A 19,880-nucleotide genomic window follows, 5' to 3' on the forward strand; every position below is an offset into this window, starting at 1 on the left:
GAAAAGTTTTGCCGATGTCGGCGCAGCACCACGAGATCTGAGGTATGATTTTTCCGGATCAAGGAGATTACGGAGGTTTCATGCCCACGGATGCCGAAGAGCTGGACCGGTTCGAGCGCGCCATACTGGCGGCGCTGCAGCGCAACGCCCGGCAGAGCGTGCAGGAGCTGGCCGATGCGGTGGGCCTGTCGACCTCGCCGACCTGGCGGCGGCTGAAGGCGCTGGAGGAGCGCGGCGTGATCAAGGACTACGTCGCCCGCGTCGACCCCGCCCGGCTGGGCTATGGCGAGACCGCCTTCGCCCATGTCACCCTGGCCAAGCATGACGGCGAGCAGATCGAGGCCTTCGAGAAGAAGATCGCCGAGCGGCCGGAGGTGCTGGAGTTCTATTCCATGACCGGCTCGGCCGACTACATCCTGCGGATCGTCACCCGCAGCCCGCTGGACTACGAGAAGTTCCTGAAGGAGGTGGTGTTCACCAGCCCGGCGGTGCAGCACATCAGTTCGAACTTCGCGCTGCGCGAGATCAAGAACAGCGTCGCGATCCCGGTCTAGAGCGGAGCCGCCCCCTCACCCTCCCGTCGCCAACGCGACGGGCCCCTCCCTCTCCCCCGAGGAGAGGGGAACAAGAGCCTCGCTCCCTATACCTCTCCTTGGGGAGAGGTCGAAATCGCGCAGCGATTTCGGGTGAGGGGGTGGCTCCGGCCCATCAGCGAGCTCCTTGCCCGCCCGGCCGCGCCGGGGCATCGTGGCGGCCGCAGCCTGACCGGAGGAGCGCGGCCGTGAGCATCGAGTTCCTGATCACCTCGTTCATCATCGTCGCCTCGCCCGGCACGGGCGCGCTGTTCACCATCGCGGCCGGGCTGACCCGCGGGTCGCGCGCCAGCGTGATCGCCGCCTTCGGCTGCACCCTCGGCATCGTGCCGCATCTGGCGGCGGCGATCCTGGGACTCGCCGCGCTGCTGCACACCAGCGCCCTGGCCTTCGAGATCTTCAAATATCTCGGCGTCGCCTATCTGCTGTGGATGGCCTGGAACACGCTGCGCGAGCACGGCGCGCTCAAGGTGGAGAAGCAGGTCGGCGGCCGGTCGGCCTTGCAGGTCACGGTGACCGCGATCCTGATCAACATCCTGAACCCAAAGCTGTCGATCTTCTTCGTCGCCTTCCTGCCGCAGTTCGTCAGCGCCGGCGAGGCCCAGCCCCTGGCCCGGATGCTGGAGCTGAGCGGCGTGTTCATGCTGATGACCTTCCTGGTCTTCGCCGTCTACGGCCTGTTCGCCGCCGCGATGCGCGACCATGTGATCTCGCGCCCGCGGGTGATGACCTGGATGCGCCGCAGCTTCGCCGCCGCCTTCGTCGCCCTCGGCGCCAAGCTGGCTCTGGCCGAGCGATAGGCCGATTCTCCTGGAGCGGAACGCCTCCGCGCTCCCTGCCGTTCGACCCTAAAAGGTCCGGTATCGGTGGGAGAGCCCGATGGCGACGTCGCCGTCGACGGAAGAAGGGCATGGCCGCGACGCACGGTCGCCGGTCGAGATCCCGCGGCGCGGATGGCTCGACATCTTGTACCGGGTATGGACGGAGATCGACGACGACCGCGTCTTCGCCCTCGCCGCCGGCGTCGCCTACTACTCGCTGCTGGCCCTGTTCCCCGCGATCGGCGTGATCGTGTCGCTGTACGGCTTCGTGGCCGATCCCGTCACGGTCGAGCGGGACATCGCCGAGCTGGCCTTCATCCTGCCGAGCGGCGGGATGGAGGTGATCGGCGGCCAGATGCATCGCCTCGCCAGCCAGCCCCGTCAAGCCCTCGGCATCGCGTTCTTCGTCAGCCTCGCCATCTCGCTGTGGAGCGCGAATGCCGGGATGAAGGCGCTGTTCGACGCACTGAACGCCGTCTATGACGAGACCGAGAAGCGCGGCTTCTTCCGGCTGAACGGCATCTCGCTGCTGTTCACCGCGCTCGCCCTCGTCTTCGTCGTCCTGGCCCTCGTCGGCGTGGTCGTCGTGCCGGTGGTCCTCAGCTTCGTCGGCCTCGGATCCCTCGCCGGCACGCTGGTCTGGTTGCTGCGCTGGCCGGCCCTGCTGCTGCTGACGATCGTCGGCCTGTCGCTGCTGTACCGCTTCGGACCGAGCCGCCGCGATGCGCGGTGGCAATGGGTCAGCTGGGGCAGCGCGGTCGCGGCGCTGGTCTGGATCGGCGGATCGATGCTGTTCTCCTGGTATGTCGCCCGCTTCGGCAGCTATGACGCGACCTACGGCTCGCTCGGGGCGGTGGTCGGCTTTCTGACCTGGATCTGGCTGTCGACCGTCGTCTTCCTGATCGGCGCCGAGCTGAACGCCGAGACGGAGCACCAGACCGCGCGCGACAGCACCGTCGGCGGCGACAAGCCGATGGGCCGGCGCGGTGCGGTGATGGCCGATACGCTCGGGGAGACCAAGCCCTGGCGCGACGAAGAAGCGAAGGAATGACGCTCAGTCGCGGTAGCCAGGCTCCTCGGCGTCGAGGATCGCCTTGACGTTGTCCAGGTGGTCGGCGGCGAAGCGGCCATAGCCGCGCCATTGCCGCTCGGTCAGCCGCGCCACCTCGTCCGGCATCACCCGCAGCGGACGGCCGGCGGCGTAGCAGGTCAGCAGCGTCTCGGCCGCGCGCTCGAAATAATAGAGCTCGTCGAAGGCGTCGGCCACGGTGGGGCCGATCACCAGCACGCCGTGATTGGCCATCAGCAGCACGGTCTTGCCCTCGGTCATCAAGGCCGCCTGCCGGTCGCCCTCCTCATCCGACAGCGCCATGCCGGCGAAGCCGTCGTCGATCGCGACGCGGCCGAAGAAGCGGGCGGTGTTCATGTCGATCGGCGGCATCGTGCTGTCGGCCAGACAGGCCAGCGCCGTGGCGTATTTCGAGTGCAGATGCATAATGCAGCGGGCCTGCGGCAACGCCGCATGCAGCCGCGCGTGCAGGTACCAGGCCGTCGGGTCCGGCGCGTCGGGCTGGTCCAGCGTGGTCGGATCATGGGCGTCGAGCAGCAACAGGCTGCCGGCGGTGACGCGCGAGAAGTGCAGCCGGCACGGGTTGATCAGGAAGCGCGACCCGTCCCCGGACACCGCCACGCTCATGTGGTTGGCGATCGATTCATGCATGTCGAGCCGCGCGAACCAGCGGAACGCCGCCGCCAGGTCGATGCGGGCTGAGCAGTGGTCGTCGAGAGCTGCGGTCATGAAAGGTCCCTCCTGCTCAGCGCTGGGCGGTTTCCCATTGGGGATGGATCCACACCGGTGGATCGCCACGCGGCGGCGCTGGCCGGCCGCGGATCAGGTCGCTCGCCTTCTCGGCGATCATGATGGTGGGCGCGTTGGTGTTGCCGCTGACGATCGCCGGCATCACCGAGGCGTCGACCACCCTTAAGCCCCCGACGCCATGGACGCGGCATTCTCCGTCCACCACCGCCGTGCCGCCCTGCCCCATCCGACAGGTGCCGACCGGGTGGTAGCAGGTCTCGATCCCCTCCCGCAGATACGCGTCGATCTCGTCGTCGCTGCGCACCGCCGGGCCGGGATAGATCTCCTCGCCGCGATAGGCGGCCAGCGCCGGCTGGGCCAGGATCTCGCGGGTCAGCCGCACCGAGTCCCTCAGGTCGATGCCGTCCTGCGGGTCCTCCAGATAGTTGAAGCGGATCGCCGGCGGCTGGGCCGGGTCGGCGGAGCGCAGCCTCACATGGCCCAGGCTGCGCGGCCGCATCAGGTCGATATGCACCTGGAAGGAGGGGCCGCCGACATCCTCGACCGTGCCGGGCTTGATCGCGATCGGCATGAAGGTCAACTGCAGGTCGGGATGCTCGATGCCCGGCCGGCTGCGAATGAAGCCGCCGGCCTCGAAATGGTTCGACGCGGCCGGGCCGGTCTTGCCGGCGAACCAGCGCAGCCCGGTCGCCAGCTTGCGCAGGCCGCGATTGACCCCGTACAGCGACGCCGGCGTGCGGCAGCGGTGCTGGATGACGATGTCCGGATGGTCATTCAGGTTGGCGCCGACGCCGGGCAAGTCGACCAGCGGCGCGATGCCGAGCGCCGCCAGGTCGCCCGCCGGGCCGATGCCGGACAGCTGCAGCAGCTGCGGCGAGTTGATCGCCCCGCCCGACAGGATCACCTCGGCCCCGGCCCGCGCGGTCTCGACCCGGCCGCGGCGGCTGAATTCGACGCCGACGGCGCGGCCGCGCTCGAGCACGATGCGGCGGACCAGCGCGCCGGTGACCACGGTCAGGTTCGGGCGGCCCAGCGCCGGCCGCAGATAGGCGCGCGCCGCGCTCCAGCGCCGGCCGCCGCCGGTGGTGCGGTCGATCCGGCCGAAGCCCTCCTGCCGCGCCCCGTTCACATCGGCGGTCAGGCCGTATCCCGCCTCCTGCCCCGCCCGGACGAAGGCATCGGCCAGCGGCGTCTCGGCCAGGTTCGGCGCGAACACCGACAGCGGCCCGTCGCCGCCATGATAGGTGTCGCCGCCCAGGCTGTGCCGCTCCGCCCGCTTGAAATAGGGCAGCACGTCGGCATAGGCCCAGCCCTGCAGCCCGGCTTGGGCCCAGGCGTCGTAGTCGCGGGCATGGCCGCGGATATAGACCATGCCGTTGATCGAGGACGACCCGCCGAGCACCCGGCCGCGCGGATGCGACAGGCGGCGGCCGTCGAGATGCGGCTCCGGCTCCGACACATAGGCCCAGTTGAACCGGTCGGAGGACAGGAGCCGCCCGACCGCCGCCGGCATATGGATCTGCCAGCTGCGATCCGCCGGCCCGGCCTCCAGCAGCAGCACCCTCACCGCGGGATCCTCGGTCAGCCGCGCCGCCAGCACGCAGCCGGCGGAGCCGGCGCCGACGATGACGTAGTCGAAGCCCTTGGCCATCGCCGCTCAGGCCGCGTCGGGGCGGATCGCCCGGTGGCAGAGCTGGTGGAAGTGGCGGACCAGGTGCTCGCTGCGGTTGTCCGGGGTCTCGCCGATCAGGTAGCGGCCATGGCGGAAGCCCATCGACCGCAGGCCCTTCTGGTTGGAGATGTTGAGCTGGATGTCCTCCGGCCCCAGATCCTCGTTCATCCAGCGGATGCAGGCGCGAGTCACCTCCGGCAACGGCCGCCCCTCCGGCCCGTAATAGCCGAAGCGCAGGATCGAGGTCTCCGGTCCGGTCGGGATCATAATGAAGGTGCCGACCACGTCGGCATAGGGGAAGGCGTAGATCGTCGCGTTCGGGAACAGGCCGAGATTGAAGAACCAGTCGGTCTGCCAGGTCGCGCCGTCGAGCGGCGCGCCATAGGCGTGGGTGGTGCCCGGCTTCGGCGGGCCGATATAGGTCCACCAGTCGCCGCGCGGCGTCAGCGCGTAGCCGTCGAAATCGATCAGCTGCGCCAGCTCGCGGTGCACCGGGCCGGAATAGCTGAAGTGATAGCCCTCGATCGAGTTCTCCTGGATCACCTTCCAGTTGGCGGCCACCGGCACGTCGACCTCCTCCACCAGCACCAGCCGGTCGAGATCGGGCAGGAAGCGCCGCATCTCGACCTCCGCGCCGGGCGCCATCTCGGCGATCGGCCGGGCCGCGGGGTCGAGATTGACGAAGACGAAGGATCCGAAGATTTCGACCCGCACCGGCTTCAGCCCGTGCTCGGCCTTGTCGAAATGGGCCAGGCATTCGGTGCGCGGCGCGCCGCGCAGGCTGCCGTCGAGGCCGTAGGTCCAGGCGTGGTAGCCGCAGGTGATCGCCCGGGCCTTGCTGCGCCGGGTCTCGACCAGCCGGTTGCCGCGGTGCTGGCAGACATTGTGGAAGGCGCGGATCTGCCCGTCCGAACCCTTCATCACCAGGACGCTCTGGTCGAGGATCGTCTCGGTGACGATGTCGCCCGTCTCGCGGAAGTCGTTGAGATGGCCGACCAGATGCCAGGACTTCAGGAAGATTCCTTCCCGCTCCGCCTCGTACACCGCCGGGTCGTAGAAGAACGGGGCCGGAAGAGAATAGCCGGCCTCCTGGTCGGCCTTGGTCCAGGTCGGAACCGCGATGGTCATTTTTGTCTCCCGCTGGCTGGCATTGCCGGAAGAGTGGGAGAGGTTCCGGGCCGCAACCTGTCATTGCCCGTCACGGAGATGTCGATTTTTCGCAGGCCGCAGACGGTGGCGATGGCATGCTGGGGCGGTTCGACCACGGGACATGCATGCGCAAGCTGGCCTTCCTGGTGCTGCCCGAATTCTCGGCGCTGGGCCTCGCCGCGGCGATCGAGCCGCTGTTCGTCGCCAACTGGCTGGCGCAGCAACGGCTGTTCGCCTGGACCGTGGTGTCCGCGGACGGCGGAGCGGTCCGGGCCAGCAACGGCACCGTCACGCCGGTCGATGGCGACCTGGCGGCGGCGGAGGGAAGCGGCACCGTCTTCGTCCTGGCCAGCTTCGATTCCGCCGCCGTGGCCGGGCAGCGGCCGGTGTTGCCCTGGCTGCGGCGGCTGGCCCGCTTCGGGGTCGAGCTCGGCGGCATCGAGACCGGCAGCCTGGCCCTGGCCGAGGCTGGCCTGCTGGACGGCCACACGGCGGCGGTCCATTGGGACAACCTGACCGGCTTCCAGGAGCGCTATCCGGCGGTGCGCGTGGTGCCGCAGCTCTATGCCGTCTCGGGCGGCCGGATCACCTGCGCCGGGGCGTCCGCCATTCTCGACATGATGGTCGGCTGGATCGGCCGCCACGCCGATCCCGGCCTGGCCGGCGAGGTCGCCGAGCATCTGCTGCTCGGCCGGGTGCGACCGCCGGAGACCGGGCAGCGGGAATCGGACAACGAGACGCAGCCGGCCGCCGACCCGGTGGTGGCGCAGGCCCTGGAGATCATGCGCGGCACGATCGACGAGCCCCTACCCTGCGCCGCGATCGCCGACCGGGTCGGGCTGTCGCTGCGCCAGCTGGAACGCCGGTTCAGGCAGGCGCTCGGCCGCCCGGTCCAGGGCCAGTACCTGCTGCTGCGCATGGCCAAGGCGCACCAGCTGCTGCAGCAGACCGGGCTGAGCGTCACCGAGATCGCCTTCTCCTGCGGCTTCCCCTCGCCCGAATACTTCTCGCGCCGCTACCGCGCCCAGTTCGGCTGCAAGCCCAGCGCCGACCGGCGACAGTCGACCACCGCCCCCGTCCTGCGGCAGAAACCGCGCCATTCACTGACCGAGCGCTCAGAGAATTCTTGATCTGCGGCCGCGATGCTCCGAGTCTGAGGGCAGCTGACACTTCTGACGGACCGGAGGTCATGGCCCGCACCCGCGCCCCTGACTATGACGAGAAGCGGCGGGCGATCCTGCACCGGACGGCGGAGCTGTTCGCCCGGCACGGCTTCACCGGCGCCTCGATCACCATGATCGCCGACGCCTGCGGCATCTCGAAGGCGCTGCTGTACCACTACTACCGCGACAAGGACGCGGTGCTGCTCGACATCCTGGCCGACCACCTGTCGACGCTGGTGGCGGCGGTGGAGGAAGCAGCGGCCGCCCCCGCCAGCGCGCGCGAGCGGCTGCACGCGGTGGTCGCCGCGCTGCTCGACGCCTATCGCGACGCCGATGCCGAGCACCAGGTGCAGATCACCAGCCTGAAGCTGCTGCCGCCGGAGCAGCAGGAGCAGCTGAAGGAGATGGAGCGCACCCTGGTGCGGATCTTCGCCGAGGCGCTGGCCGCGGCGGTGCCGCAGGCAGCCGCCGATCGTGCCCTGCTGATGCCGCTGACCATGTCGCTGTTCGGCATGCTGAACTGGCACTACCTCTGGTTCCGCGAGGGCAAGGGGTTGAGCCGCGCCGACTATGCCAGGCTGGCGACCGAGCTGGTCCTGTCCGGCGCCGCGGATGCGGTGGCGGCGGTGCAGGACAAGTCGGCACCCCGCCGGCGGATGGAAACCGCCTGACCGACGCCGTGCCCGCCCCCCGCACCGCCCTGCGCCGGATCCTGGACAGCCTGAAGGCCGAGCCGTCGCGCACCTGGTCGATCATCATCACCGTCTATGGCGATGCGATCGTGCCGCGCGGTGGGTCGCTGTGGCTTGGCACCCTGTCCGCCTTCCTGCATTCGATCGACATCGGCGACGGCGTGGTGCGCACGGCGATGTCGCGGCTGGCCGCCGATGGCTGGCTGGAGCGCAGCCGGGTCGGCCGCAACAGCTTCTACCGCCTGGCCGAGCGCGGGCGGCAGACGTTCCGCACCGCCACCGAGCACATCTACAACGCCCATCCGCCGCCGCCCGGCAGCGGCTTCGTGCTGGTGCTGGCCGGCAATGGCGGCGACCGCGAGGCCGCTCGGTTGGCCCTGCAGGCCGCCGGCTTCGGCAGCGCCACGCCGGGCGTCTGGGTGGCGCCCGCCGGCACGCCGGTCCCGCCGGAGGCGGGGGACGCGCTGCGCCTGGACGCGTCGAGCGATGCTGAAACGCGGCGCCGGCTGGCGGCGCTGAGCTGGCCGCTGGACCAGACGGCCGCCGCCTATCGCCGCTTCCACGACGCCTTCGAGCCCCTGCGGGCGGCGCTGGCGGATGGCGGTACGCTATCCGACCAGGACAGCTTCATCGCCCGTATCCTGCTGATCCACGCCTGGCGCCGCATCGTCCTGCGCGACCCGGTGCTGCCGGCCGACCTGCTGCCGCCGGACTGGCCCGGCACGGCCGCCCGCGCCCTTTGCGCCGATCTCTACCACCGGCTGCTGCCGGCCTCGGAGCGCTGGCTCGACACGAACGGCCAAGCCGAATCCGGCCCCCTCCCCCCGCCAGGACCGGAGCTGCAGGCGCGGTTTCGGTAGAGCGTCCCCTCCGTCATGGCGAGGGGTCTCCATGCCTCTATATGTTACCAAAATTATTGACTGTTAATATTTTTGTGACATATGTTTGGATCAAGGTCATGGAGGACGCTGGACGCCATGTACACGCAGGCCCTCAACGCCACCGATCAAGCCGCCAAGCCCGTCGAGGATGCCGCCCTCGCCGCCCGCTTCCAGGAGCGGATCGACGCCGAGGACCGGATCGAGCCAAACGACTGGATGCCGGAGGCCTATCGCAAGACCCTGACCCGCCAGATCTCCCAGCACGCCCATTCCGAGATCGTCGGCATGCTGCCGGAGGGCAACTGGATCACCCGGGCGCCGACCCTGCGGCGCAAGGCGGCGCTGCTGGCCAAGGTGCAGGACGAGTGCGGCCACGGCCTCTACCTCTACGCCGCGGCCGAGACGCTGGGCACGGCGCGTGAGGAACTGGTCGACCAGCTGCTGACCGGCCGCGCCAAATACTCCTCGATCTTCAATTACCCGACCCTGAGCTGGGCCGATATCGGCGCCATCGGCTGGCTGGTCGACGGCGCCGCGATCATGAACCAGATCCCGCTGTGCCGCTGCTCCTACGGCCCCTATGCCCGCGCCATGATCCGGGTGTGCAAGGAGGAATCCTTCCACCAGCGCCAGGGCTACGAGATCATGGTCACCCTGGCCCGCGGCACGCCGGAGCAGAAGGCGATGGCGCAGGACGCGCTGGACCGCTGGTGGTGGCCCTGCCTGATGATGTTTGGCCCGCCGGATTCCGCCAGCCAGCACAGCGACACCTCGACCCGGTGGAAGATCAAGCGCTTCTCGAATGACGAGTTGCGCCAGAAGTTCGTCGACGCCACCGTGCCGCAGGCCCAGTTCATCGGCCTGTTCCCGCCCGACCCGGCGCTCAAGCTCAATGCCGAGACCGGGCATTGGGCCTATGGCGCCATCGACTGGGACGAGTTCAAGCGGGTGCTGGCCGGCAACGGTCCCTGCAATCGCGACCGGATGGCGGCACGCCGCAAGGCCCATGACGACGGCGCCTGGGTGCGCGAGGCCGCCCTGGCTTATGCCGAGAAGCGCCGCGCCCGCGCCGCCGCCCGACGGGAGGAAACGCCATGACCACGCAGAATTTCCCCCTCTGGGAAGTCTTCATCCGCAGCCGCAACGGGCTGGCGCACAAGCATGTCGGGTCGCTGCACGCGGCCGACCCGACCATGGCGCTGCAGGCGGCGCGCGACCTCTACACCCGCCGGGGCGAAGGGCTGTCGATCTGGGTGGTGCCGTCCAACGCCATCACCGCGTCGGACCCCGCCGACAAGGGCATGATGTTCGAGCCGGCGGCCAGCAAGATCTACCGCCATCCGACCTTCTACGACGTGCCCGACGAGATCGGGCATATGTGATGGCCGCGGCCATGATCACCGTCGCCGAGACGCCGCTGGTCCGCTACGCCCTGGCGCGGGCCGACGACGCCCTGATCCTGGGCCACCGCCTGTCGGAATGGTGCGGCCATGCGCCGATGATGGAAGAGGACATGGCCCTGGCCAATATCGGGCTCGACCTGATCGGCCAGGCCCGCGCCCTCTACACTTACGCGGCCGAGGTCGAGGGCGCCGGCAATGACGAGGACCGCTACGCCTATCTGCGCGACGTGCGGCAGTACCGCAACCTGCTGCTGGTCGAGCAGCCGAACGGCGACTTCGCCCGCACCATCCTCCGCCAGTTCTTCTACTCCGCCTTCGCCGATCCCTATTGGCGGGCGATGATGGGCTCGGCCGATCCGACCCTGGCGGCGATCGCCGCGAGGTCGGAGAAGGAGAGCGCCTACCATCTGCGCCACAGCGCGGAATGGGTGATCCGCCTCGGCGACGGCACCGCGGAGAGCCGCGCCCGGGCCCAGGCCGCGGTGGAGGAGCTGTGGCCCTACACCGGTGAGATGTTCGGGGTGGATGAGGCCGAAAGCGAGCTGGTCGGACAGGGCGTCGCGATCGATCCCGAGAGCCTGCGCGAGACCTGGTCCGGCACCGTGGCCGCGGTGCTGGCCGAGGCTACCCTGGTGGCGCCGGCCACCGGCTGGTCCCAGCGCGGCGGCCGCGACGGCCGGCACAGCGAGCATCTCGGCCATCTGCTGAGCGAGCTGCAGGTCCTGCAGCGCAGCTATCCGGGGGCGAAGTGGTGACGGCCCATCCCCCTCACCCTCCCGTCGCTTCGCGCCGGGCCCCTCCCTCTCCCCGAGGAGAGGGAAAGCAGAGCCGCGGCTCCTTCACCTCTCCTTGGGGAGAGGTCGAAATCGCGCCAGCGATTTCGGGTGAGGGGGTGGCTCCGGCCCCTCTCATGTCCGAGACGGACGCCCTGCGTCAGCGCGCCTGGGACGCCGCGGCCGCGGTGGTCGACCCGGAGCTGCCGGTGCTGACCATCGCCGATCTGGGCGTGCTGCGCGAGGTGACGGTGCGGGACGGGCAGATCGAAGTAGTGATCACCCCGACCTATTCCGGCTGCCCTGCCATGAATGTGATCGCGCTGGAGATCGGCCTGGCACTGGAGCGCGTGGGCATCGGCGGCACCCAGGTGCGCACCGTGCTGTCGCCGGCCTGGACCACTGCCTGGCTGACGCCGGAAGGCCGCCACAAGCTGGCCGCCTATGGCGTCGCCCCACCGCAGGACGGCGCCGGCCGGCGCGCCTTGTTCGGGACCGAAACGGTACCCTGCCCGCATTGCCGCTCGGTCCATACCGAGCGCCTGTCGGAGTTCGGCTCGACCTCCTGCAAGGCGCTATGGCGCTGCACCGACTGCCGCGAGCCCTTCGACTATTTCAAGTGCCACTGATGTCCGCCGCCACGCCGCGCTTCCACCGCCTGACCATCCGCGACCTCAGGCGCGAGACGGCCGACGCGGTCTCGATCGCCTTCGACGTGCCGGACGGGCTCGCCGGCGACTACCGCTTCGCCCCCGGCCAGTACCTGACCCTGCGCGCCACCATCGACGGCGAGGATATGCGCCGGTCCTATTCGATCTGCTCCGGCCCCGATGACGGCGAGCTGCGGATCGCGGTGAAGCGGGTCGAGGGCGGCGTCTTCTCCGACTGGGTCAACCGCACGCTGCAGCCCGGCGATGAAATCGAGGTGATGACCCCGACCGGCCGCTTTGGCGCGCCCTGTATCCCGGAACGGCCGCGCATCCATGTCGGCTTCGCCGCCGGGTCGGGCATCACCCCGGTGCTGTCGATCCTGCGCGGCGTGCTGGCGCGCGAGCCGGACAGCCGCTTCTTCCTGTTCTACGGCAACCGCTCCACCGCCGAGATCCTGTTCCGCGAGGCGCTGGAGGAGTTGAAGGACCGCTTCCTCGGCCGGCTCTCGGTGTTCCATGTGCTGTCGCAGGAGGAGCAGGACTTGGCCGTCCTCACCGGCCGGCTGGACGACGAGAAGGTGCGCCGGCTGCTGCGGCTGGTGGTGCCGGCCGAGGCGGTCGACGAGGTCTATCTCTGCGGTCCGGAGGCGATGAGCCGGGAGATCGCGGCGACGCTGGCGGAGCTGGGCATCGGTCCGGAGAAAGTGCATGTCGAGCTGTTCGTGTCCGCCCTCGGCGGCCGGCCAAGGCCGAAGCCGGTGGCGCCGCCCCTGGACGCGCCGAGCCGAACCGCCGTGCTGACCGTCGATGGCAAGCGCCGCGAGGTGCCGGTGGCGGATGGGGAGAGCATCCTGGACGCGGCCCTGCGCGCCGGCATGGACCTGCCCTATGCCTGCAAGGGCGGCATGTGCTCGACCTGCCGTGCCAAGCTGGTCGAGGGCGAGGCGGCGATGGACCTCAACTACTCGCTGGAGCCCTGGGAGCTCGCGGCCGGCTTCATCCTGACCTGCCAGTCCCATCCGAAGACCGGCCGGGTGGTGGTCGACTACGATCAGGTGTGACGATGGTCCGCCCCGATCGAGGCCCGGCTAGGTCCCCTGCCCTTCCAGGGTCTCGACCGCCAGGCGGGCGGCGGCGAGGTCCTCGAGCGCGGTGCCGACCGATTTGAACAGGGTGATCTCGTCCGGCGAGCCGCGGCCCGGCGCGGTGCCGCGGGTCAGGTCGTGCAGGTCGGCCAGGATCGCATCCTCGCCGATCACCCCGGCCCGGATCGGCTGCAGCAGGTCGCCGGCCTCGGCCAGCGCGCCGGCGCGGGTGTCGACGAAGATCCGGGCCCGGCGCACCGCCTCGTCGTCGCTCTCGCGCATCGCCGGCAGATAGGCGCCGGCGAGGTCCAGATGGGCACCGGGCTGCAGCCAGGCGCCGTGCACGATCGGCTCGCGCGACTGCGTGGCGCAGGAGACGAGATCGGCCGCGCGCACCGCGGCCTCGAGATTGGCGGCGGCGCGGACCGGCAGGCCCTCGGCCGCCAACGCCGTCGCGAGCTCCGCCGCCTGCTCCGGCCGGCGGGACCAGATCGCAATGTCGGACAACGGGCGGACCGCGGCATGGGCGCGGATGAAGTGCGGCGCCAGCGCGCCGGCGCCGACCATCACCATGCGCGACGCGTCCGGCCGGGCCAGGTAGTCGGCGGCCAGGGCCGAGGCCGCGGCGGTGCGGCGGTTGGTCAGGGTCGGCCCGTCCATGATCGCCCGCGGCACGCCGGTGAGGCCGTCGAGCAGCAGGTAGGAGCCGACAATGAAGGGCAGGTCCCTGGCCGGGTTGCCCGGCATCAGCGACACCAGCTTGATGCCGATCGCCTGCTCCCGCTCCCAGGCCGGCATGATCAGCAGGGTGGCGTCGCCGGCCGCGGTCGGCATGGTGTGGTGATGGCGCAGCGGCGCCTCGACCTCGCGGCGGAAGGCCTGGCGCAGCGCCTCGATCAGGGCGCGCGTGTCAATCGCCCGGTCGAGGGCGGCGGCATCGATGGCGAGCATGACACTGTCTTCAGTGCTGGCCGGCGGCAGGCAGGCGGGCCGGGTCGCCGTTGCGGTTGGCTGTGGCCGGGACCCCGGGGCGCTGCCGCGCCTTCATCCCCTCCAGATCCTTCTGGGTCGCGGCCAGCCGGGTCTCCAGCCGGCGCATGCGCAGGCCGGTGGCGAAGCGGGCGAACCAGAGAACCATGCCGCCGATCAGCACGCCGAGCAGCAGCGGCAGCAGCGCCACCAGATAGAGCGGCGCGTCGATCCGGAACGGCAGCGGCCAGAGGCCGAGCGTCACCAGCTCGCGGTTGCTGATCGCGAAGGACAGCAGCAGCAGGGCGAAGGGGATGGTGACGATCCAGGCGATGTACCGCACGGGCTATCCCTCGTGGTGGGCCGGGCCGCGGGGCCCGTCAATCATCGGTGTTCAGCCGCTCGCGCAGCTGCTTGCCGGTCTTGAAGAACGGCACCAGCTTCTCCGACACGTCGACCGCGACGCCGGTGCGCGGGTTGCGCCCGGTCCGCGCGTCGCGGCGCTTCACCGAGAAGGCGCCGAAGCCGCGCAGCTCGACCCTTTGGCCCTCCGCCAGAGCCGACGTGATCCGGTCGAAGATGGTGGTGACGATGCGCTCGACGTCGCGTTGGTAGAGGTGCGGGTTGCGCTCGGCAAGCCGCATGATCAGCTCGGACTTCGTCATGTCTCCCGAATCCCTGCCCGCCGCCTTGTTGTCGACACGGTATGGCCGCGTCGCCTCGCTTGAGTTGACGGCAAGCCGGGATGGTGCCAGCACGGCCGCGCGAAAGCAAGGGCAAGTGCCTCTGGACAAAGGGATTTCCAGCCCGGGAGATCACTCGGCGGGCCGCATCTCCGGGGCCATGCCGCGGCGGCCGCGAACCGTCAGCAAAGTCGCGGCCAGGCCGCACAGCGCGGCGAAGGACACCCACAGCCCCGGCATCGCCCGGTTGCCGGTCTCCTCGATCAGCCAGGTGCAGATCGCCGGGGTGAAGCCGCCGAAGGTCGCGGTGGCCAGGCTGTAGGCCAGCGAGAAGCCGCTGGTGCGCACATCCTCCGGCATGATCTCGGTCAGGAACGGGATCATCGCGCCGTTGTAGCTGCCATAGAGGAAGGACAGCCACAGCTCGACCGACAGCAGCCGGCCGAAGGACGGGGCGTCGACCAGCCACAGCATCGCCGGATAGGCGGTGACCAGCATCAGCACGGTGCAGGCGACCAGGATCGGCGTGCGGCCGATGCGGTCGGACAGGGCGCCCGAGAGCGGCAGCCAGATCAGGTTGGTGATGCCGACGCACAGCGTCACCGTCAGGCTGTCGATGTCGGCGAGGTGCAGCGCCTGCTTGCCGAAGGTCGGGGTGTAGGCGGTGATCAGGTAGAAGCTGACCGTGGTCATCGTCACCAGCAGCATGCCGAGCAGGACCACGGCCCAGTTGTCGGCCAGCGAGCGCATGATCTGCGCCACGGTCGGGCGGCGATGCGCCCGGGCCTGGAAGGCCTCGGTCTCCTGCAGCGAGCGGCGCAGCAGGAAGATCAGCGGCACGATCAGGCAGCCGACCAGGAGCGGCACCCGCCAGCCCCACAGGCTGACCGAATCCGGCGGCAGCAGCACGCTGAGCAGCACGCCGATCAGGGCGGCGACGATCACCGCCACCTGCTGGCTGCCGGACTGCCAGGAGGCGTAGAAGCCCTTGTTGCCCGGGGTCGCGATCTCGGTCAGGTAGACCGAGACGCCGCCGAGCTCGACGCCGGCCGAGAAGCCCTGCAGCAGCCGGCCGAGCAGGATCAGCAGCGGCGCCAGCAGGCCCAGCGTCTCATAGCCCGGCAGCAGGCCGATGGTCAGGGTGCCGACCGCCATCAGCCCGAGCGTCAGCAGGAGGCCGGCGCGCCGTCCGTGCCGGTCGATATAGGCGCCGAGCACCAGGGCGCCGAGCGGCCGCATCAGGAAGCCGGCCCCGAAGGTGCCGAGCGACAGCATCAGCGTGGCGAATTCGCTGCCGGTCGGGAAGAAGGCCTTGCCGATATACGAGGCGTAGTAGCCGTAGACCATGAAGTCGTACATCTCCAGGAAGTTGCCGCTGGAGACGCGGAGGACGGCCATGGCCTTCGACGGGGGGCTGGCGGCTGCGCTCATGAGGGGGCCTTTCGGAATCGGATCTGGCGCTTTCTCTTCCCCCTGCTCCGTCCCTCGGCTTCTGGGGGCCGGTTGTCAATGGGCAGATCGGCCAGGAGCCGCTGTTGGTCACGCTCCCCGAGCCCTGACGCCCTAAAGAAAAGGCCCGCCTCCTTGCGGAGGCGGGCCCGGCCGAGGCCGTGAGGCCTTGGCTTACTTCTCTTCGGTCGTGTTCTCGCGGGCCCGGCGCAGAGCGGCGCCGAGGATGTCGCCCAGCGAGGCGCCCGAGTCGGACGAACCGTATTCCGCCATCGCCTGCTTCTCCTCCTCGACCTCCTTGGCCTTGATGGAGAGCGAGACCTTGCGGGCGGCACGGTCGACCTGCATCACCTTGGCGTCCAGCTTGTCGCCGACCGAGAACCGGTCCGGCCGCTGCTCCGACCGGTCGCGCGACAGGTCGGACTTGCGGATGAAGCCGATCAGGCCGTCGCCGACCGAGACCTCGACACCGCCGTCGTTCACTTCCGTGACCGTGCCGGTGACGACCTCACCCTTGCGCAGGCCGCCGGTGGTGGCCGCCTTCTCGAAGGTGTCCTCGGTGAGCTGCTTCATGCCGAGGCTGATGCGCTCCTTCTCGACGTCGACGTCGAGGACCTTGACCTTGACCTGGTCGGCCTTCTTGAAGTCCTGGATCGCCTCTTCGCCGGACCGGTCCCAGGCGATGTCGGAGAGGTGAACCATGCCGTCGATCTCGCCCGGCAGGCCGACGAACAGACCGAACTCGGTGATGTTCTTGACCTCGCCCTCGAGCTCGGTGCCGGCCGGGTACTTCTCGGCGAACACCTCCCACGGGTTCGGCAGGCACTGCTTCAGCCCGAGGCTGATGCGGCGCTTCACCGGATCGACGTCGAGCACCATCACCTCGACCTCCTGGGAGGTGGAGACGATCTTGCCCGGATGGACGTTCTTCTTGGTCCAGCTCATCTCCGAGACATGGACCAGGCCTTCGATGCCCGGCTCCAGCTCGACGAAGGCGCCGTAGTCGGTGATGTTGGTCACGCGGCCGCGGAAGCGGGCACCCGCCGGGTACTTGGCGACCACGCCCTCCCACGGATCGGCCTCGAGCTGCTTCATGCCGAGGCTGATGCGCTGGGTCTCCGGGTTGAAGCGGACGACCTGGACCTTGACGGCCTGGCCGATCTGCAGTGCCTCGGACGGGTGGTTGATGCGGCGCCACGCGATGTCGGTGACGTGCAGCAGGCCGTCGACGCCGCCGAGATCGACGAAGGCGCCGTAGTCGGTGATGTTCTTGACCACGCCCTCGAGGATCTGGCCTTCCTTGAGGTTGGCGACCAGCTCGGAGCGGGCCTCGGCACGGCTCTCCTCGAGCACGGCACGGCGCGACACCACGATGTTGCCGCGCGAGCGGTCCATCTTGAGGATCTGGAACGGCTGCGGCGTGCCCATCAGCGGGCTGATGTCACGCACCGGCCGGATGTCGACCTGGCTGCCCGGCAGGAAGGCGACGGCGCCGTTCAGGTCGACGGTGAAGCCGCCCTTGACCTTGCCGAAGATGATGCCGGTGACGCGCAGCTGGTCGGTGAACGACTTCTCGAGCGCGGTCCAGGCCTCTTCACGCTTGGCCTTCTCGCGGGACAGGACGGCCTCGCCGTTCTTGTCCTCCATGCGCTCGATGAACACCTCGACGGTGTCCCCCGGGACGAGCTCGACCTGCTGGCCCGGAACGGCGAATTCCTTGAGCGCCACGCGCCCCTCGGACTTCAGCCCCACATCGATCAGCACCATGTCGTTGTCGACCGAGATCACCCGGCCCTTGACGACGGTACCCTCGAAGCTCTCGGACTGGCCGAGCGACTCCTCGAGAAGGGCAGCAAAGCTTTCCCTCTCGGTCGATTTGACGGCGGCGGAACTAGTAGCCATGAAAACTCCCGTTAGAGACAGACCGGTCGTCGCGCCGGCGGGTCGTCCCGCCTGGGAGAGCGCGATGGCCGGGCCGGGCCCGATGCCCGAATCTCCATCATGTGTTCGACGACGGCCCGAGGGTCAGACAGCGTCGCGCGGGGGGCCGATCCGGCGGGACACATAAGCCAGAGCCTGATCGAACACCTGGTCCGCCGTCAGCTGGCTCGTATCCAACAGAAAAGCGTCGCTCGCCGGGACCAAGGGGGCCACGGCGCGGCGACGGTCGCGCTCGTCTCTCTGTCTCAGGTCGTCGAGGACCTCGTCGTATATAGACTGGTGGCCGCGCTCCCGCAACTCCTTCCACCGCCGGGCGGCGCGGGTCTCCAGCGTGGCCGTGACGAAGATCTTGGCCGGGGCATCCGGGCAGATCACCGTGCCGATGTCGCGGCCGTCGAGCACCGCCCCCGGCGGGTGTTCGGCGAAGCGGCGCTGGAATTCGAGCAAAGCGGTGCGCACCCCGGGAATGGCCGACACCCGGCTGGCCGCCTGGGCCGCGGCGTCGCCGCGCAGATCGGGGTCGCCGAGCGTCGCCGGGTCCAGCGCCAGCACCGCGGCGAGGCCGGCGATCGGGTCGTCCGGATCGCCACCGGCACGCAGCACGGCGACGCCGACGGCGCGGTACAAGAGGCCGGTGTCGAGGTGGTCGAAGCCGTAGGCGGCGGCCAGCCGACGGGCCAGCGTGCCCTTGCCCGAGGCGGCGGTGCCGTCGATGGCGATGACGGTCATGCCGCCGGCCCCCGGGCGCCGAGCGGCCCCTTCGAGCGGAAAATCACGAGACGCAAGGCGACCATCCCCATCACCGGCCCCGGGTTGCGCCCCGGGCGAGAACTGTGGAACCCGCGGGCTGATAGCATGGATGGCGCGGAGGCGGAACGGCGACCGCCCGTTTCGGGCGGCGTTTTGTTTTTGACAGCCGGCGTTCCGCGTGGCAGATGGCGCCCTTCCATCCCGACATAATCCGAGGAGGCTCGGCGTGGCGAAGCCTGAATGGGGCGCCAAGCGCATCTGCCACAATTGCGGGGCCCGCTACTACGATCTGCAGCGAGACCCGATCATCTGCCCGAAATGCGGCACCGAGTACGACCCGGAGGCCTTCCTGAAGTCGCGCCGGTCGCGGTCCATCATCGTCGATGAGCCGGTCGAGAAGGTGCGTGCCGTCAAGGACGACGACAGCGACGCGCTGGACGAGACCGAGACCGAGGAGACCGGCGACGACGAGGAGGCGGCCGAGGAGGTCGAGGTGATCGACGAGGGCGACCTCGACGAGACCCTGGCCGAGGAGGACGAGGACGACGGCGCCAAGGAGAAGGCGCCGGCCGACGAGTTCGACAGCGAAGAGGAACTCGGCGAGGATTCGGACGTCCTGATCGAGGATGCCGACGATCTCGGCGAGGAGGATGTCGACGTCGAAATCGAGGATGACGGCGAGGAGCGGAACCGCTGATCGCGGGGCCTGAAAAAATCCTGTAAAAAACCTCTTGCATAGGCGGGGCGGATGAATAAGATCCGCCCCCGCCGACGCCCCCCGGAAAACACCCCGGACGGTGCGTCGCCCAGAGTTTCGGGGCCATAGCTCAGCTGGGAGAGCGCTACAATGGCATTGTAGAGGTCAGGAGTTCGATCCTCCTTGGCTCCACCAAGTAAGGGCCTAGCCGGCGACGGCTAGGCCCTTTCTCTTTCCGTGTCGGCACGACGCAGGCAGCTGGCGCGGTTCCGCAGGACAGCGTCCCGCCAGGACGCACCGCTGCGATCCGCTCGGCTCCGTGCGGCAATCTTCCGACAACAATTTCGGTTTCCGGTTCACATCCGGCAACGGCGCGACCAATGGCAGAAACGGGCCGCGCCTAGTCTCGTCAGACGATGGCCGCATCCTGCAGCCTGGACTCCCATAAGCCAGGAGGACCTTGTGCTCCGTCTGATCGCCCTGACTTTGGCTTTGACCCTCGGCCTCGCGGCCTGCGCGCCGCCTCCGCCACCCCTTCTCGCACCGCCCCCGCCGCCTCCGGGACCCCGCTATTAGAGCGGGGGATTTCACCCATTCTATCCTCCCTCCCCTCGCGGGAGGAGCAGGGGGTGCTACAGTCAGAACCGACATCGAGCTGCGCCTCAGGCAAGCCATAGGAGCGCGGACGCG

The 19,880-nt window shown here is 69.5% G+C and carries 21 protein-coding genes and 1 tRNA gene; 13 read left to right on the forward strand and 9 right to left on the reverse strand.

Features of this window, described 5'->3' with window-relative positions:
- The first annotated feature begins 80 nt into the window (after positions 1-80).
- The 3 genes from FFK22_RS24960 (at position 81) to FFK22_RS24970 (ending at position 2,465) form a co-directional block, all read left to right on the forward strand.
- The gene (locus FFK22_RS24960; protein ID WP_138888745.1) at positions 81-554 is read left to right on the forward strand and encodes an Lrp/AsnC family transcriptional regulator; all 474 of its coding nucleotides are present in this window, start codon (positions 81-83) and stop codon (positions 552-554) included.
- Positions 555-781: 227 nt separating this feature from the next.
- Entirely contained in the window at positions 782-1,393 is a 612-nt protein-coding gene (locus tag FFK22_RS24965; protein WP_138888746.1) for a LysE family translocator, read from the forward strand.
- Positions 1,394-1,472: 79 nt separating this feature from the next.
- Positions 1,473-2,465, forward strand: a complete 993-nt coding sequence (locus FFK22_RS24970; protein ID WP_138888747.1) for a YihY/virulence factor BrkB family protein — start codon at positions 1,473-1,475, stop codon at positions 2,463-2,465.
- Positions 2,466-2,468: 3 nt separating this feature from the next.
- Here the strand turns inward: FFK22_RS24970 and FFK22_RS24975 are convergent, their stop codons facing one another.
- Genes FFK22_RS24975 through FFK22_RS24985 form a run of 3 tightly spaced genes read right to left on the reverse strand, consistent with a single transcriptional unit; the run spans position 2,469 to position 6,033 of the window.
- The gene (locus tag FFK22_RS24975) at positions 2,469-3,212 is read right to left on the reverse strand and encodes a class II aldolase/adducin family protein (protein ID WP_138888748.1); all 744 of its coding nucleotides are present in this window, start codon (positions 3,210-3,212) and stop codon (positions 2,469-2,471) included.
- Between the two features lie 16 nt (positions 3,213-3,228).
- Positions 3,229-4,884: a choline dehydrogenase gene (locus FFK22_RS24980; protein ID WP_138888749.1), complete on the reverse strand. Its 1,656-nt coding sequence runs from the start codon at positions 4,882-4,884 to the stop codon at positions 3,229-3,231.
- A 6-nt stretch (positions 4,885-4,890) separates the two neighbouring features.
- Positions 4,891-6,033 (reverse strand): aromatic ring-hydroxylating dioxygenase subunit alpha, encoded by a 1,143-nt coding sequence (locus FFK22_RS24985; protein WP_138888750.1) that lies wholly within the window; start codon positions 6,031-6,033, stop codon positions 4,891-4,893.
- 146 nt (positions 6,034-6,179) lie between these two features.
- On the opposite strand from FFK22_RS24985, the gene FFK22_RS24990 reads away from it, so the two are divergent.
- The 8 genes from FFK22_RS24990 to paaE all read left to right on the forward strand — a co-directional run bounded on the left by FFK22_RS24990 (position 6,180) and on the right by paaE (position 12,677).
- Complete coding sequence (locus tag FFK22_RS24990) at positions 6,180-7,184, forward strand: GlxA family transcriptional regulator (RefSeq protein ID WP_221938834.1); 1,005 nt, start codon at positions 6,180-6,182, stop codon at positions 7,182-7,184.
- Between the two features lie 59 nt (positions 7,185-7,243).
- Positions 7,244-7,888, forward strand: coding sequence for a TetR/AcrR family transcriptional regulator (locus FFK22_RS24995; RefSeq protein ID WP_138888752.1), 645 nt, complete (start codon positions 7,244-7,246; stop codon positions 7,886-7,888).
- Positions 7,889-7,896: 8 nt separating this feature from the next.
- Positions 7,897-8,769 carry a phenylacetic acid degradation operon negative regulatory protein PaaX gene (gene paaX, locus FFK22_RS25000; RefSeq protein ID WP_221938835.1) on the forward strand — a complete coding sequence of 291 codons (873 nt, stop codon included), beginning with the start codon at positions 7,897-7,899 and terminating at the stop codon, positions 8,767-8,769.
- 117 nt (positions 8,770-8,886) lie between these two features.
- Positions 8,887-9,888, forward strand: coding sequence for a 1,2-phenylacetyl-CoA epoxidase subunit PaaA (gene paaA, locus FFK22_RS25005; protein ID WP_138888753.1), 1,002 nt, complete (start codon positions 8,887-8,889; stop codon positions 9,886-9,888).
- On the forward strand, positions 9,885-10,172 hold the full coding sequence (gene paaB, locus FFK22_RS25010; protein ID WP_138888754.1) for a 1,2-phenylacetyl-CoA epoxidase subunit PaaB: 288 nt from the start codon (positions 9,885-9,887) through the stop codon (positions 10,170-10,172). The genes paaA and paaB overlap by 4 nt, the downstream gene beginning before the upstream one ends.
- Complete coding sequence (paaC, locus tag FFK22_RS25015; protein ID WP_138888755.1) at positions 10,172-10,948, forward strand: 1,2-phenylacetyl-CoA epoxidase subunit PaaC; 777 nt, start codon at positions 10,172-10,174, stop codon at positions 10,946-10,948. Before paaB ends, paaC begins: the two co-directional genes overlap by 1 nt.
- 155 nt (positions 10,949-11,103) lie before the next feature.
- A complete protein-coding gene (gene paaD, locus FFK22_RS25020) occupies positions 11,104-11,595 on the forward strand; it encodes a 1,2-phenylacetyl-CoA epoxidase subunit PaaD (protein ID WP_138888756.1) in 492 nt (163 codons plus the stop codon).
- Positions 11,595-12,677, forward strand: coding sequence for a 1,2-phenylacetyl-CoA epoxidase subunit PaaE (gene paaE / locus FFK22_RS25025; protein WP_138888757.1), 1,083 nt, complete (start codon positions 11,595-11,597; stop codon positions 12,675-12,677). Before paaD ends, paaE begins: the two co-directional genes overlap by 1 nt.
- 27 nt (positions 12,678-12,704) lie before the next feature.
- Here paaE and FFK22_RS25030 read toward each other — a convergent pair whose 3' ends face one another.
- From FFK22_RS25030 to FFK22_RS25055, 6 genes are all read right to left on the reverse strand, one after another.
- Complete coding sequence (locus FFK22_RS25030; RefSeq protein WP_138888758.1) at positions 12,705-13,652, reverse strand: ornithine cyclodeaminase family protein; 948 nt, start codon at positions 13,650-13,652, stop codon at positions 12,705-12,707.
- 10 nt (positions 13,653-13,662) lie between these two features.
- Positions 13,663-14,013, reverse strand: coding sequence for a lipopolysaccharide assembly protein LapA domain-containing protein (locus FFK22_RS25035; RefSeq protein WP_138888759.1), 351 nt, complete (start codon positions 14,011-14,013; stop codon positions 13,663-13,665).
- Between the two features lie 37 nt (positions 14,014-14,050).
- The gene (ihfB, locus tag FFK22_RS25040; protein ID WP_138888760.1) at positions 14,051-14,335 is read right to left on the reverse strand and encodes an integration host factor subunit beta; all 285 of its coding nucleotides are present in this window, start codon (positions 14,333-14,335) and stop codon (positions 14,051-14,053) included.
- A 150-nt stretch (positions 14,336-14,485) separates the two neighbouring features.
- A complete protein-coding gene (locus FFK22_RS25045; protein ID WP_138888761.1) occupies positions 14,486-15,784 on the reverse strand; it encodes an MFS transporter in 1,299 nt (432 codons plus the stop codon).
- 192 nt (positions 15,785-15,976) lie between these two features.
- On the reverse strand, positions 15,977-17,704 hold the full coding sequence (gene rpsA / locus FFK22_RS25050) for a 30S ribosomal protein S1 (RefSeq protein ID WP_138888762.1): 1,728 nt from the start codon (positions 17,702-17,704) through the stop codon (positions 15,977-15,979).
- 123 nt (positions 17,705-17,827) lie between these two features.
- Positions 17,828-18,472 carry a d(CMP) kinase gene (locus FFK22_RS25055; protein ID WP_138888763.1) on the reverse strand — a complete coding sequence of 215 codons (645 nt, stop codon included), beginning with the start codon at positions 18,470-18,472 and terminating at the stop codon, positions 17,828-17,830.
- A gap of 247 nt (positions 18,473-18,719) precedes the next feature.
- Here FFK22_RS25055 and FFK22_RS25060 point away from each other — a divergent pair, with 247 nt between their 5' ends.
- Both FFK22_RS25060 and FFK22_RS25065 read left to right on the forward strand, forming a co-directional pair.
- A complete protein-coding gene (locus tag FFK22_RS25060) occupies positions 18,720-19,190 on the forward strand; it encodes a TIGR02300 family protein (protein WP_138888764.1) in 471 nt (156 codons plus the stop codon).
- 119 nt (positions 19,191-19,309) lie between these two features.
- Positions 19,310-19,385: transfer RNA gene (locus FFK22_RS25065), tRNA-Ala, on the forward strand.
- Positions 19,386-19,880: the final 495 nt, after the last annotated feature.

It is taken from the genome of Mycobacterium sp. KBS0706 (assembly GCF_005938675.2).
Classification (GTDB): Bacteria; Pseudomonadota; Alphaproteobacteria; order DSM-16000; family Inquilinaceae; genus Inquilinus.